This window comes from Streptomyces sp. NPDC040432 (assembly GCF_055595445.1).
The window spans coordinates 46,736-61,530 of record NZ_JBVIVP010000018.1 but is presented as its reverse complement, the minus strand read 5'-3'; the positions used below and the strand labels follow the sequence as shown (position 1 = coordinate 61,530).

The 14,795-nt window shown below is 73.2% G+C and carries 11 protein-coding genes; 10 read left to right on the top strand and 1 reads right to left on the bottom strand.

From position 1 onward, the window contains the following. Positions 1 to 59: 59 nt before the first annotated feature. The 8 genes from ACZ58N_RS29010 (at position 60) to ACZ58N_RS28975 (ending at position 12,388) form a co-directional block, all read left to right on the top strand. Complete coding sequence (locus tag ACZ58N_RS29010; protein ID WP_471165630.1) at positions 60 to 2,189, top strand: right-handed parallel beta-helix repeat-containing protein; 2,130 nt, start codon at positions 60 to 62, stop codon at positions 2,187 to 2,189. A 280-nt stretch (positions 2,190 to 2,469) separates the two neighbouring features. Then, complete coding sequence (locus tag ACZ58N_RS29005) at positions 2,470 to 3,306, top strand: cupredoxin domain-containing protein (protein WP_471165797.1); 837 nt, start codon at positions 2,470 to 2,472, stop codon at positions 3,304 to 3,306. Then, entirely contained in the window at positions 3,303 to 4,841 is a 1,539-nt protein-coding gene (locus ACZ58N_RS29000) for a hypothetical protein (RefSeq protein WP_471165627.1), read from the top strand. The genes ACZ58N_RS29005 and ACZ58N_RS29000 overlap by 4 nt, the downstream gene beginning before the upstream one ends. A 79-nt stretch (positions 4,842 to 4,920) precedes the next feature. Beyond that, entirely contained in the window at positions 4,921 to 5,541 is a 621-nt protein-coding gene (locus tag ACZ58N_RS28995) for a TetR/AcrR family transcriptional regulator (RefSeq protein WP_471165795.1), read from the top strand. 327 nt (positions 5,542 to 5,868) lie between these two features. After that, positions 5,869 to 8,166, top strand: a complete 2,298-nt coding sequence (locus ACZ58N_RS28990; RefSeq protein WP_471165625.1) for a molybdopterin-dependent oxidoreductase — start codon at positions 5,869 to 5,871, stop codon at positions 8,164 to 8,166. Positions 8,167 to 8,239: 73 nt separating this feature from the next. Beyond that, positions 8,240 to 9,775: a CitMHS family transporter gene (locus tag ACZ58N_RS28985; protein ID WP_471165623.1), complete on the top strand. Its 1,536-nt coding sequence runs from the start codon at positions 8,240 to 8,242 to the stop codon at positions 9,773 to 9,775. Positions 9,776 to 9,872: 97 nt separating this feature from the next. Next, positions 9,873 to 11,285, top strand: coding sequence for an aldehyde dehydrogenase family protein (locus ACZ58N_RS28980; RefSeq protein ID WP_471165620.1), 1,413 nt, complete (start codon positions 9,873 to 9,875; stop codon positions 11,283 to 11,285). Positions 11,286 to 11,308: 23 nt separating this feature from the next. Then, entirely contained in the window at positions 11,309 to 12,388 is a 1,080-nt protein-coding gene (locus tag ACZ58N_RS28975; RefSeq protein ID WP_471165618.1) for a zinc-binding dehydrogenase, read from the top strand. A gap of 166 nt (positions 12,389 to 12,554) precedes the next feature. On the opposite strand, the gene ACZ58N_RS28970 is transcribed toward ACZ58N_RS28975, so the two are convergent. Then, positions 12,555 to 13,199, bottom strand: a complete 645-nt coding sequence (locus ACZ58N_RS28970; protein WP_471165616.1) for a TetR/AcrR family transcriptional regulator — start codon at positions 13,197 to 13,199, stop codon at positions 12,555 to 12,557. Between the two features lie 78 nt (positions 13,200 to 13,277). Here ACZ58N_RS28970 and ACZ58N_RS28965 point away from each other — a divergent pair, with 78 nt between their 5' ends. Continuing rightward, a complete protein-coding gene (locus ACZ58N_RS28965) occupies positions 13,278 to 14,429 on the top strand; it encodes an acyl-CoA dehydrogenase family protein (protein ID WP_471165614.1) in 1,152 nt (383 codons plus the stop codon). Between the two features lie 59 nt (positions 14,430 to 14,488). Next, the gene (locus tag ACZ58N_RS28960) at positions 14,489 to 14,794 is read left to right on the top strand and encodes a YiaA/YiaB family inner membrane protein (protein ID WP_362877310.1); all 306 of its coding nucleotides are present in this window, start codon (positions 14,489 to 14,491) and stop codon (positions 14,792 to 14,794) included. Position 14,795 lies beyond the last annotated feature (1 nt).

The following is a 14,795-nucleotide window of genomic DNA, read 5'->3' as shown; positions in this document are numbered from 1 at the left end:
CGGACGGATTCCCGCAGAGGGGGATCCGAAAAGGTGAACATTCCTCTACTCTCTCGCGCATGTCGTGGACCCGCAGGTTCCCTGCCGTGCCGGCGGCGCTCCTCGCCGCCCTCCTCGCCTTCCTGTCCCTCCTCGTCGCCGCGCCCGCAGCCCGCGCGCACGAGGAGCGCCCCGTCACCTTCCCCGACGGCACCGGATCCGTCCCGCAGTACCGTTCCGCCGAGCCCGACCTGCTCGTCTGCAAGACCGACCGGGCCGCCTTCGAACGACGCACGGCCGGCTTCCCCGACGCCCTGCGACAACGCAATATGGCCCTGTTCGAGCGGTGCGAGAAGAGCGGCTACCGCCACCTCCAGGAGGCCGTCGACGCCGTCGACCGCCCCGGCATGAACATCGCGATCCTCCCCGGCCTCTACGAGGAGGAGCCCTCGCTCCCGAAACCGACGGGGGAGTGCGCCACCCTCAAGGCCCCCAACTCCTCCTTCGGCTACCAGATCCTGTCCTACGAGCAGCAGGCGCAGTGCCGCCACAACCAGAACCTCGTCGCGATCCTCGGCAAGACCGACCTCCAGATCGAGGGCACGGGCGCCTCCCGCACGGACGTCGTCATCGACGCCAAATACCAGAAGCTGAACGGCCTGCGCGCCGACCGCTCCAACGGCATCTACTTCCGCAACTTCACCGCGCAGCGCACCACCTTCAACTCGCTGTACGTCCTCGCGGGCGACGGCTTCGTCATCGACGACGTCCTGACCCGCTGGAACGACGAGTACGGCTTCCTGACCTTCGCCAGCGACCACGGCCTCTACAAGAACTGCGAGTCGTACGGCAACGGGGACTCCGGCATCTACCCCGGCAGCGCCTCCAACATCAACGAGGGCCGCGGCTACGACGTCCCCCGCTACTCCATAGAGATCACCGGCTGCCGCAGCCACCACAACATGGTCGGCTACTCCGGCACCGCCGGGGACTCCGTGTGGGTCCACGACAACGAGTTCGACCAGAACATGGGCGGCGCCTCGATGGACAGCGCCTTCCCCGGTCACCCCGGTCTCCCGCAGAACCACGCCCGGTTCGAACGGAACCTGATCCACGACAACAACCAGGACTACTACCGCCACGTCGCCGACGGCACCTGCGCCAAACCGCCCGCCGAACGCGGATACGAGCAGGGCGTGGTCTGCCCGCAGATCTCCATGCCCCCCGGTACCGGCATCATCACCGCCGGCGGCAACTGGAACCTCTACGAGGACAACTGGGTGTACGGGCACAAGCGCGCGGGCTTCTTCCTCAGCGCCGTCCCCGCCTTCATCCGCGGTGAGGAGAAGTGGTCCAAGCAGGCCGACACCTCCCACCACAACCGGTACGCCGGCAACGTCCTCGGCAAGGACAAGTCCGGCGCCTCCCGCCCCAACGGCACGGACGTGTGGTGGGACGGCCAGGGCAGGGGCAACTGCTGGCAGGACGGACCCGACGGCTCCACCCCGGCCACCCTGCCCCGGTGCGGGGACGCCCGGGGCGAGGTCAGGGGAGCCTCGGCCCGGCTGGTCGGCGAACCGGTGAAGCTCGCCCAACTGCTCGTCTGCGCCGACTACAACGTCCAGGCGCGCAAACTCCCGGCGGGCTGCGACTGGTACGGGGCCCGAGGGCCGGAGCGCGTCGAGACCCAGATCGCGCTGGGCGTGGCAGCCGTCCTGCTGCTGGTCGGCGGCGTGCTGTGGCGGCGCCGGCTGGCCGGCTCCCGACTGGGCGCGGCAGCCTCCCTGCTGGGCTTCGCCGGGCTCGCCCTGGACGTCGCCGGATCCACGATGCCCCTCGTCGACACCTTCGTCCCCGCGCTCGCCCTGCTGCTCCTGGGCCTGTGGTGGACGGGCGCCGGACTGGTCCTGCGCGCGGAGCGACCCTGGCTGGCCCGCCTGACCCTGCTCCTGGGGGCCCTGACCCTGCTCGACGCCTTCGACAAGGCCGTCCTGATGATCCCCTGGACCCCGCTGAGCCCCGCCTGGGTCCGGGCCCTGGTCGCGGTGGTGTGGGTGCTGTGGGCCGCCGTCGCCTCGGCCCGCCCGGGCCCGCCCACCCCGGCCCGCCCCGCGGGCCCGGGCGACGACCCGGAGGGCGACCGGGCCCCGAACCCGACGACCCCGCCCCCACCCCTCACCACCACAACGGCCCCGACCCCGAACCCATGACCGCCGGACGAACGCGACGGACGTTCCCAACGGTCCCCGCCTGCCTGGTGCTCCCGCCGCGCCCGCCGTGCCCGGGGCTCCCGCCGCACCCCGCGTGCCCGGGGCTCCCGCCGCACCCCGCGGGCCCGGTGCTCCCGCCGCACCCGGCATGCCCCACGACCCGTACCAGGACCGGAGGTCCGCAGTGAGCGTCCGCCCCGAAGACCGCGTCCGGTGCGACGCGTGCGGAGTGCCCGCCCGCGTCGCCCGACCGCCGCACCGGGCCACCCGTGTCGCCGCGCTGGTGGCCGTCCTCCTGCTGCTCGCGGGCGGCGCGGTCGCGGGATGCGGGGGCCGGGCCACGACCCACCACAAGCCCGGTACCACCCACGAGGAGGCGTCCGGCGGAGTCGGGACGCTCCTGGAGGCCCAGGACGGTACGGGCCACCGCCTGCGCGAGGTTCCCGCCGAGGGCGCGCCGGAGGTCGCGCTCACCGCACGGCCCGACTCCGAGGACGGCTGGAACCTCCAACTGGCCGTGAAGAACTTCCGCTTCACCCCCGACAGCACCGGCGGCGGCGCCCTCCCGGGCGCCGGCCACGCCCACCTCGAACTCGACGGCCGCAAACTGGCCCGGGTGTACGGCCCCTGGTTCCACCTGCCCGCGGCGCAGGTGCCGCAGGGCGCGCACAACCTGACCGTCCGCCTGTACGCGGACGACCACACCGCCTGGGCCGTCGCCGGCAAAGCGGTCCGGGCGACCGTCCCGCTGACCGCGGCCCCCGGCGGCGGCACCGACCACAGCCACCCGGCCGGCACCCCGAGCGGCGCCGGTACGCCTTCCGGGGCCTCCGGGGCCTCCGGGGCTCCGCGGGCGGACCGGACCGTGACCCTCGCGGTCCGGGACGGCAAGGTACACCCCGCCCCCGACCGCACCGAGCTCAAGCGCGGCGAGAGCGTCGCCCTCCGGGTCACCAGCGACCGTGCCGACACCCTCCACGTCCACGGCTACGACAAGGAGCTCGCGCTCCCCGCGGGCCAGGAGGCGACCCTGGTCCTGACGGTCGACCGCACGGGCCTCTTCGAGGTCGAGACCCACGCCTCCGGCCTGCTCCTGACCCAGCTCCTCGTCCGATGAACCCCGGCACCACCGGCATCGGCGCGGGCGCCGTCGGCATCGCCATCGGCAACGGGCCCGGACCCGGCGTGACCTCCGGCGCCGGCCTGCCGGGCGGCGCCCCGGCCGCGTGGCCCGACCGGTTCGCCGCGGGCGACCCCGTCGGGGCGCCCACCGGGATGGCCGCCGGACCGGTCACCGGCTCCGGCGCGAGCCCGGTCGGCTGGTCCGGTCAGGGCGTGGTCCCTCACCCGGCCGATCCGTCGAACCTGCTGGCGCACGGGATCGGATCCCAGCACGACCTGCCCATCTCCCCCTTCTACGCCTTCGCCGGGGCCTTCACCGCCCTGTTCGTCTCCTTCCTGGCACTCGGCCTGCTGTGGTCCGTGTCCCGCTTCCGCGGCGACCGCTCCGGTATCGCCGTGCCCGCCGGCCTCCAGCGGGTGGCCGACGCGCCGGCCACCCGCCTCACCCTGCGCGGACTCGGCCTCGCCGCAGCCCTCGCCGTACTCCTCCACCTCCTCCTCGGTCCCGACGACCCCGCCCGCAACCCCGCGCCGGGGGCCGTCTACGTCCTGTTCTGGGTCGGTCTCGTGCCCGCCTCCCTCCTCCTCGGCCCCGTCTGGCGCCTGGTCAACCCGCTGCGCACCCTGCACCGCCTCCTCGCCCGGCTCCGGGCCCGATTCCGGGGCCGCCCGCCCGGCCCGGTGCGCCCCCTGCCCGCCCGGCTGGGTCAATGGCCCGCCGCCGCGGGCCTGTTCGGCTTCACCTGGCTGGAGCTGGTCGCCCCCGATCCCGCATCCACCACCACCCTCCTCATCGCGATCACCGGCTACGCGGCCGTCCACCTGCTGTTCGCCGCCCGCCACGGCGAGCGCTGGTTCACCGACGCGGACGCCTTCGAGGCCTACTCCGGCCTCCTGGCCCGCCTCGCCGTCCTCGGCCGTCGCAGCGACGGCCGCCTGGTCCTGCGCAACCCCTTCCACGGACTCGACGCGACGCCCGAGCGGCCCGGACTCGTCGCCACCGTCTGCGTCCTCCTCGGTTCCACCGCCTACGACGGCTACAGCGACAACCCCTTCTGGATCAACGCCGTCCAGACCTCCCCCCTCGGCCGCACCGCCACGGCCACCATCGGACTGCTCGCTTCCGTCGCCCTCGTCGCCACCCTCTACTGCCTGTGCGCGGCGGTCACCCGCCTCGTCGCCGGCCCTCACCCCGGCCCGCTGACCGCCTTCGCGCACTCACTCGTGCCGATCGCCCTCGGCTATCTCATCGCTCACTACTTCTCCCTCCTCGTCACCGAAGGACCACGCACAGTGAGCATCGCACTCGGCACTGACAACGACTCCGAACCCGGTCCCCCCTTGGATCCCGGCGGACTCGCGGCCCTTCAGGTCATCGCCGTCATCACCGGACACGTACTCGGAGTGATCGCCGCCCACGACCGCTCCGTACGGCTCTTCCCGCCCGCCAGGGCCGTCGCGGGGCAACTCCCGCTGCTCGCGCTGATGATCGCGTACACCGTCGGCGGGCTCGCCCTCCTGCTCAACTGACCGCACGGGGAGCGGAGGCACCGCACGCGATGCGCGAAGACGGGCCCGAACGCTGGACGGAGGAGCCGTGAGCGGCATGATGGACCCCGTGCCTCCCGCCCATCCCCTGCGCCGGACCCCCGTCCAGCAACGCAGCGCCGACCGCCTCGTACGGATCCTCGACGCGTGCGCCGAACTGCTCGACGAGACGGGCTACGAGAACCTCAGCACCCGGGCCGTCGCCCTGCGCGCCGGGGTCCCCATCGGCTCGGTCTACCGCTTCTTCGGCAACAAGCGGGCCATGGCCGTCGCCCTGGCCCACCGCAATCTCGACCGCTACGCCGACGGCATCCAGCGGCGCCTCGCCGAGCTGCCCGCCGGTCGGTGGCAGCCGGCGGTCGACGCGGTGCTGGACGAGTACCTGGCCATGAAGCGCAGCGTCCCCGGGTTCGCCCTGGTCGACTTCGGCGTGCCGGCGCCGCCCGCCGACGGCCCGGCCCCCGACCCCAACCACCAAGTCGCCGCCCGACTCACCGAACTGCTCTGCGCGCACCTCGGACTGACCCCCGACGCCGACCTCCGCCGGGCGGTCCTGGTCGCCGTCGAGGCGACCGACGCACTGATCCAACTCGCCTTCCGCACCGACCCGGCCGGAGACCCCGGCATCGTCGCCGAAACCCGGGCGATGATGCGGGCCTACCTGGCACGCGTCCTCGACTGATCCGGCCCGTCGCCGGCCTCCCCACGCCGAGACCCCATGCGCGCGATCTTCGCCGCCGCGTCGGGGCCCCTGCCTCGGGCATCCGGACCCGGGCCTCGCCCTCCGGGGTGGCGTTCCCGGTCGGGTCCCCGACGCGAGGCCCGGGCCGTCGCCCCCGTCCGTCGGTCCCCGTCGTCGGCCCCTCGCTCCCGGTCCAACCCGTCGCCGCCGACCCCTCCCGCCCGTCCCTACCGGTCGGTATGCTCGGGGTCGCCCGCTGCCCGTCCGCCCCCGCGGCCGGGTCCGGCCCGTGTCCGCGCCGCAGCCCGCCGCCTCCCAGGAGCGCCCATGCCTCGCACCGCCCCGCGCATCTGCCCGCTCTGCGAAGCCACCTGCGGCCTCACCCTCACCATCGAGGGCGCCGACGTGATCGGGGCCCGCGGCGACCGCGACGACGTCTTCAGCCGCGGTTTCATCTGCCCCAAGGGCGCGGCCTTCGGTTCGCTCGACGCCGACCCGGACCGGCTGCGCGCACCCCTCGTCCGCCGCGACGGACGGCTGAGGGAGGCCACCTGGGAGGAGGCCTACGACGCCATCGCCGCCGCGGTGCCCGCACTCGTCGCGGAGCACGGAGACCGGTCCGTCGGCGTCGTCCTCGGAAACCCCAACGTCCACACCATGGCCGGAGCCCTCTACCCGCCGCTCCTCATCAACGCCCTCGGCACCCGGAACCTGTTCACCGCAAGCACCCTCGACCAGATGCCCAAGCACGTGTCCAGCGGGCTCCTGTTCGGCGACCCCTTCGCCATCCCGGTCCCGGACCTGGACCGCACGGACTTCCTCCTCGTCCTCGGCGCCAATCCGGTCGAATCCAACGGATCGCTCTGCACGGCCCCCGACTTCCCCGGCCGCCTCAAGGCACTTCGGGCCCGCGGCGGCACACTCGTGGTCGTCGACCCGCGCCGTACGCGCACCGCCCGGCTGGCCGACCGTCACCTCGCCCCGCGCCCCGGCAGTGACGCCCTGTTGTTGGCCGCCCTCGCACACACCCTGATCACGGAGAAGCTCGCGGAGCCCGGCCCGCTCGTCGAACACCTGGAAGGACTCCGGGAACTCGGCGACGCCCTCGCGAGTTTCACCCCTGAGGCCGTCGCCCCCGCCTGCGACCTACCGGCCGCCGAGATCCGCGCCCTCGCCCGCGACCTCGCGGCCGCGCCGACCGCCGCCGTCTACGGGCGGATCGGCAGCTGCACCGTCGAGCACGGCACCCTCGCCAGTTGGCTGGTCGACGTACTGAACATCCTGACCGGCAACCTCGATCGTCCGGGCGGCGCCCTCTTCCCGCTCTCCGCGACCGGCCCGCGTCCCCGCGCCGCCGGGCCGGGCCGGGGGTTCGCACTCGGTCGCTGGCACAGCCGGGTCAGTGGCCACCCCGAGGTGAAGAGCGAGCTGCCCAGCGCCGCGCTGGCAGAGGAGATCGACACGCCCGGGGAAGGGCGGATCCGCGCCCTGATCTGCATCGCGGCCAACCCGGTGCTGTCCGCGCCCGACGGCCGTCGACTCGATGCCGCCCTGGCCGGACTCGACTTCATGGTCAGCGTCGACCCGTACCTCAACGAGACCTCGCGCCACGCCCACGTCGTCCTGCCCCCGCCCCCGCCCTCCCGGAGCGCGCACCACGACTTCGCCTTCAACGGGTTCGCCGTCCACAACCAGGTCCGCTACACGCGCCCGGCCGTCCCCCTCGAAGCGGACCGGCTGGACGAGTGCGAGATCCATGCCCGCCTCGTCCTCGCCGTGTCGGGCATGCACGGCGCAGCCGAGCCCGCCGCCGTGGACGACCTCGCCATCCGCGCCACGCTCGCCAAGGAGACCGCAGACCGGCGCTCCCCCCTGCACGGCGCCGACCCGGAACGCCTCGCAGGTCTCCTCACCGGCGAGAACGGTCCCGAGCGGCGCCTCGACCTGATGCTCCGACTCGGCCCGTACGGCGACCGCTTCGGGACGACCGATGCCGAACCGGGCGCCGGCCCTGCCGGCCCCGGCGCACCGGACGGCGGCCCCGGTGCACCGGCGCGCGACGCCGGGCTCAACCTCGAACGCCTCCTCGCCCACCCGCACGGCATCGACCTCGGCCCGCTGCGGCCACGCCTGCCGGGCGTGCTCAGGACCCGCAGCGGCAGGATCGAGTTGCTCCCGGACCCGATCGCGGCCGAGCTCCCCAGGCTCCGCGCGGCGCTCGCCGAACGCCCCGCCGCCCTGGTGCTCGTGGGCCGCCGCCACCTGCGGTCCAACAACAGCTGGTTGCACAACGTCCCGGCCCTCGTCGGAGGTTCCAATCGCTGCACCCTTCAGGTCCATCCGCAGGACGCGGCGCACCACGGCCTCACCGACGGCGGTCGCGCCCGGATCAGCGCGGACGGCGGCAGCCTGGACGTACCCGTCGAGGTCACCGACACCGTCCGCGCGGGTGTCGTCAGCCTTCCGCACGGCTGGGGCCACGACCGGTCCGGCACCCGGCTTTCGGTGGCCGCCGCCGATCCGGGCGCCAACGTGAACCAGCTGCTCGACGGCACCCGGCTGGACCCCCTGTCGGGCACGGCGGTGCTCAACGCCTTCCCCGTCCACCTGGCACCCCTGCCCTGAGCTGGGGTTTTGCTCGTATTGCTCACGCGCGGACATCTTGTTGGGCGTAGCGGAGGGCACCTACGTTCCCTGCATGCTGACCTTCCTGGGCTTCGCCATGATCGCGACCTTCCTGGTCCTGATCATGCTGAAGAAAATGTCGCCCATCGCGGCGCTCGTGCTCATCCCCGCGCTCTTCTGCGTGTTCGCCGGCAAGGGCGCGCATCTCGGGGACTACGTCATCGACGGGGTCGGCAAACTCGCGCCGACCGCCGCGATGCTGATGTTCGCCATCGTCTACTTCGGCCTGATGATCGACGTCGGCCTCTTCGACCCGATCGTGCGCGGCATCCTGCGCTTCTGCAAGGCCGACCCGATGCGGGTGGTGGTGGGCACGGCCGTGCTCGCCGCCATCGTCTCGCTCGACGGGGACGGTTCGACCACCTTCATGATCACGGTTTCGGCCATGTACCCGCTGTACAAGCGGCTCGGCCTGAGCCTGGTGGTCATGACCGGTGTCGCGGCCACCGCCAACGGCGTCATGAACACCCTTCCCTGGGGCGGTCCCACGGCCCGTGCCGCCACGGCGCTCAAGCTCGACGCCGCCGACATCTTCGTCCCGATGATCCCCGCCCTCGCTGCGGGCCTGCTCTTCGTCTTCGCCCTGGCCTACGTTCTGGGCGTCAAGGAGCGCCGCCGGGTCGGTTCCCTGGTGATGCCCGGCGGAGAAGGGGCGGGGCACGCGGAGGAAGCGACCTCGCAGGACATGGCCGCGTCCGGCACGCGCACCGCCGCCACGGCCACCGCCGGCGCCGCCGCCTCCGTGACCCGCTCCGCCCTCCCGGCCTCCGGTGACGCGCGCGGCGAACACGGTCCCGGCTCCACCGGATCGACCGGCTCCACGAAGACCGCCCCGACCGCAGCGCCCCCCGCACCCGCCCCGCGGACCGGAACCGACGCGAGCGACACCGCGCCGGACGCGGACGGCTTCCAGGGCCTCGACCCCCACCGCCCGACGCTGCGCCCCCGCCTCTACTGGTTCAACGCGGGTCTGACCGTCGCCCTGCTGTCGGCCATGATCATGGAGTTGCTGCCGATCCCGGTGCTCTTCCTGCTCGGCGCCGCCCTCGCGCTCACCGTGAACTTCCCGCACATGCCCGACCAGAAGGCCCGGCTCGCCGCACACGCCGAGAACGTGCTGAACGTGGCGGGCATGGTCTTCGCCGCCGCCGTCTTCACCGGGGTGCTCACCGGTACGGGCATGGTCAAGGACATGGCCGACTGGCTGGTCGGGGCCATCCCCGAGGGCATGGGACCGCACATGGCCCTGGTCACCGGACTGCTCAGCCTGCCCCTCACCTACTTCATGTCGAACGACGGCTTCTACTTCGGCGTCCTGCCGGTGCTCGCCGAAGCGGGCGCCGCCCACGGGGTGTCCCCGCTGGAGATCGCCCGTGCCTCCCTGGTCGGCCAGGCCCTCCACATGTCCAGCCCGCTGGTTCCGGCCGTCTACGTGCTCGTCGGCATGGCCAAGGTCGAGTTCGGCGACCACACCCGCTTCACCGTGAAGTGGGCGGCCCTCACCTCCCTCGTGGTGCTCGCCGCGGGGATGCTTTTCGGCATCATCTGATCCGGACCACCTCTGGCCCCGGAAAACTACCGACGCTAGTTTGTAGGGTGTTGGTGACGTCAGGTCTACGCGCTCGTGCGTGCTCGGGAGGAATGCCATGAAGGCCCACGACGGGATGTACATCGGCGGGGCGTGGGTGCCCGCTGCCGGCGCCGGCCGGATCGAGGTCGTCAACCCGGCGGACGAGCAGGTCATCGCCGAGGTCCCGGCCGGCGGCGCCGAGGACGTGGACGCGGCCGTACGGGCCGCCCGCGCGGCCTTCCCCGGCTGGGCGGCCACGGCCCCGGCCGACCGGGCGGCCCTGATCGGCGCACTGCGTGACGTACTGGTCGCGCGGAAGAGCGAGATCGCCGAGACGATCACCGCAGAGCTCGGTTCCCCGCTCGGATTCGCGGAAGCCGTGCACGTCGGGTCGCCGATCGCGGTCGCCGGCTCGTACGCCGAGCTGGGGGCCTCGTACGACTTCGAGGAGCGGATCGGGAACTCCACCGTGCTGCTGGAGCCGGTCGGCGTGGTCGGGGCGATCACGCCCTGGAACTACCCGCTGCACCAAGTCGTTGCCAAGGTGGCACCCGCACTCGCCGCCGGCTGCACCGTCGTCCTCAAGCCCGCCGAGGACACCCCGCTGACCGCACAGCTCTTCGCCGAAGCCGTGCACGAGGCGGGCATCCCGGCCGGGGTCTTCAACCTGGTGACCGGTACCGGTCCGGTCGCCGGGCAGGCCCTCGCCGAGCACGAAGGGGTGGACCTCGTCTCCTTCACCGGCTCGACCGCCGTCGGGAAGAAGATCGGCGCGATAGCCGGCGCGTCCATCAAGCGGGTCGCCCTCGAACTGGGCGGCAAATCGGCCAACGTCATCCTGCCCGGGGCGGACCTCGCCAAGGCCGTCGCGGTGGGCGTCGGCCACGTCATGAACAACTCCGGTCAGAGCTGCAACGCCCTCACGCGCATGCTCGTCCACCGGGGCCAGTACGAGGAGGCGGTCACCCTCGCGACCGCCGCCGTCGCCAAGTACCCCTCCGGGGACCCCCGCGACCCGGGCACCCGCCTCGGCCCGGTCGTCAACGCCACCCAGCGCGACCGCGTCCGCGCGTACATCGCCAAGGGCGTCGAGGAGGGCGCGCGCCTCGTCGCGGGCGGTCTCGACAGCCCGCACGAGCAGGGGTACTTCATCACCCCGACGGTCTTCGCGGACGTCACCCCCGGGATGACCATCGCCCAGGAGGAGATCTTCGGCCCCGTGCTGGCGATCCTCCCCTACGAGGACGAGGACGACGCCCTGCGCATCGCCAACGGCACCGTCTACGGTCTGGGCGGCGCGGTGTGGGCCGCCGACGAGGAGACGGCCGTGGCCTTCGCCCGACGCATGGACACCGGGCAGGTGGACATCAACGGGGGCCGCTTCAACGTGCGCGCGCCCTTCGGCGGGTACAAGCAGTCGGGTGTCGGCCGCGAGCTGGGCCCGCACGGCCTGGGGGAGTACCTCCAGACCAAGTCCCTGCAGTTCTGACCGCCCGAGACGGAGAAAAGATCATGGTCCGCGCCGCCGTCCTTCCCGCAGTCGGAGCCCCGCTGGAGATCCGGGAGATCGTGCTGCCCGAGCCCGGCCCCGGCCAGGTCCGGGTGCGGCTCGCCGCAGCCGGCGTCTGCCACTCCGACCTCTCCCTCACCAACGGCACCATGCGGGTGCCCGTTCCGGCCGTCCTCGGGCACGAGGGCGCGGGGACGGTCCTCGCCGTCGGCGAGGGCGTCACCCACGTCGCCCCGGGGGACGGGGTGGTCCTCAACTGGGCGCCCTCCTGCGGGGAGTGCCACCACTGCCTGATCGGCGAGGTATGGCTCTGCGCCAACGCGCTGACGGGTGTCGGGGCCGTGCACGCCCATGACTCCGAGGGGAACGAGCTGCATCCCGGGCTGAACGTCGCGGCCTTCGCCGAGGAGACCGTCGTCGCGGCGAACTGCGTACTGCCCGCGCCCGCCGGGATCCCGCTCACCGAGGCCGCGCTGCTCGGTTGCGCCGTCCTCACCGGCTACGGCGCCGTGCATCACAGCGCGCAGGTCTTCCCGGGCGAGTCGGTGGTCGTGTTCGGGGTCGGCGGGGTCGGCCTGGCCGCGCTCCAGGCGGCCCGGATCGGCCAGGCGGGCCCCATCGTCGCCGTGGACGTGTCACCGGCCAAGGAGGAACTCGCCCGCGCCGCCGGGGCCACCGAGTTCGTGCTCGCCTCGGACACCACGGCCAAGGACGTCCGCGCGGTCACCGGCGGACGGGGCGCGGACGTCGCCATCGAGTGCGTGGGCCGCGCGGAGTCCATCCGCGCCGCCTGGGACGCGACGCGGCGGGGCGGCCGGACGACGGTCGTCGGGATCGGTGGCAAGGAGCAGCAGGTCACCTTCCACGCCCTGGAGATCTTCCACTTCGCGCGCACCCTCAGCGGCTGCGTCTACGGCAACAGCGACCCCGCCCGCGACCTCCCGGTGATCGCCGAACACGTTCGGGCCGGCCGCCTCGACCTGGGGAGCCTCGTCACCGACCGCATCACCCTCGACGGCATCCCGGCCGCGTTCGACGCGATGCTCGCGGGCAAGGGAGGCCGCTCGCTGGTCGTCTTCTGACCCGCGCGCGGGTGGGCCGGCACGCGGTTGCCGGCCCACTCGTGGTTCGGACGCCGGCACGGTCGGCCCGCAACCGGTCCGGCCCCGACGCGGTCCTGACGCGGGCCGGGCCCGCGCCCGGCCCGGCACCCGACCCCGCCTGACCTCCGCCCCCGTCGGGCGGGGGTCAGTCGGGGTCGGACGGAAGGGCTGCGAACTGGAGGGTCAGGCCGTCCAGGAGGGCGGCCAGGCCCGTCTCGAAGGCGCCGTCGTCCACTTCGCGATGCCGCTCCGCCAGGAGGTGGGCCTGGCCCAGGTGGGGGTAGTCCGCCGGGTCGTAGGCCGTCTCGTCGTCGACGAACCCGCCGGCGAAGGAGGCCACCGCCGAGCCCAGGATGAAGTACCGCATCAGCGCGCCGATCCGGGTCGCCTGCGCCGGGGGCCACCCGGCCTCGGTCATCGCGCCGAACACCGAGTCCGCCAGCCGCAGTCCCGCCGGGCGTCGGCCCGGCCCCCGGGCCAGGACCGGCACGATGTTCGGATGGTCCGACAGGGCGTCGCGGTACGAGTGCGCCCAGGCGTGCAGCGCCCGACGCCAGTCCCGGCAGTCCTCGAACATCGACAGGTCGACCCGCGCGCTGACCGCGTCCGCGACCGCCTCCAGGATCTCGTCCTTCGTACGGAAGTGGTTGTACAGGGACGGCCCGCTGACTCCCAGCGCGGCGGCGAGCCTGCGCGTCGACACGGCCTCCAGGCCCTCCGCGTCCACCAGCGCACCGGCCGCCTCGACGATGCGGGCTCGGCTGAGGAGGGGCTTGCGCGGTCTGGCCATGCGCCACATAGTAGGGCCTGCCCGCCGTAAACTACCGGTGCTAGTTAAAGGTCGGTCGAGACGTCCCGGAGGTGCCCCGTGAACCTGGAACCGAGTGAGGAGCAGAACGCCGTACGCCGGCTGGCCCGCGCGTTCACCGATCGTGAGATCGTTCCGTACGCCGCGGCCTGGGACCGGGCCGAGAGCGTGGACCGGGGCATCGTGAAGAAGCTCGGTGACCTGGGGTTCCTCGGCCTGACGGTGCCCGAGGAGTACGGGGGATCCGGCGGGGACCACATGTCCTACGTCCTGGTCACCGAGGAGCTCGGGCGCGGCGACTCGGCCGTGCGCGGCATCGTCTCCGTCTCCCTCGGCCTCGTCGCCAAGACCATCGCGGCCTGGGGCGACGAGGAGCAGAAGCGTGACTGGCTGCCCCGTCTGTGCTCCGGAGACGCCCTCGGCTGCTTCGGCCTGACCGAGCCCGGCACCGGCTCCGACGCGGGCAACCTCACCACCCGGGCCGTGCGCGAGGGGGACTCGTACGTCATCGGCGGCAGCAAGATGTTCATCACGAACGGCACCTGGGCCGACGTCGTGCTGCTCTTCGCCCGTACGAACGACACCCCCGGCCACCGAGGGATCTCCGCCTTCCTGGTGCCCGCAGACGCCCCCGGGCTCACCCGCCGCGAGGTCCACGGCAAGCTGGGCCTGCGCGGCCAGGCCACCGCCGAACTCGTCCTCGACGGCGTCCGCGTGCCCGCCTCCGCGATGCTCGGCCCCGAGGGCAAGGGCTTCTCCGTCGCGATGTCCGCCCTGGCCAAGGGCCGCATGTCGGTCGCCGCGGGCTGCGTCGGCATCGCCCAGGCTGCGTTGGAGGCGGCCGTCTCGTACGCCGCCGGGCGCGAACAGTTCGGCAGGCCGATCGCCCACCACCAACTCGTCCAGGAGCTCATCGCCGACATCTCGGTGGACGTCGACGCCGCGCGGCTGTTGACCTGGCGGGTCGCCGACCTCATCGACCGCGGGCAGCCCTTCGCCACCGAGTCCTCCACCGCCAAGCTCTTCGCGTCGGAAGCCGCCGTGCGCGCCGCCGGCAACGCCCTCCAGGTGCACGGCGGCTACGGCTACATCGACGAGTACCCCGTCGGCAAACTGCTGCGCGACGCCCGCGTGATGACCCTCTACGAAGGCACCAGTCAGATCCAGAAGCTGCTGATCGGCCGCGCCCGCACGGGGGTCTCCGCGTTCTGAGTACCCGGCTGAGTACGTGCGCCCATGTGCGGCCGGCCGCCGCCGCCGATGCTGGACCCATGAACGAGACACCGGTCAAGCAGCAGAACACGGGGGCCTATTACGGCCAGGCCGTCGCCTCCTTCGGCGTGGCCATCGCCGCCGTGGCGCTCGGGATCTACAACATGGACGCCGACGGCTGGGTCCGCGCCTTCCTCGGCATCGCGGTGCTCTACCTGACCACCTCGGCGTTCACCCTCGCCAAGGTCATCAGGGACCGCCAGGAGGTGACGCAGATCGTCACCCGCGTCGACCAGGCCCGGATGGAGAAGATCATGACCGGCTACGACCCCTTCGCGCCGAAGCCCCCCACCCAGGACCGCTGAG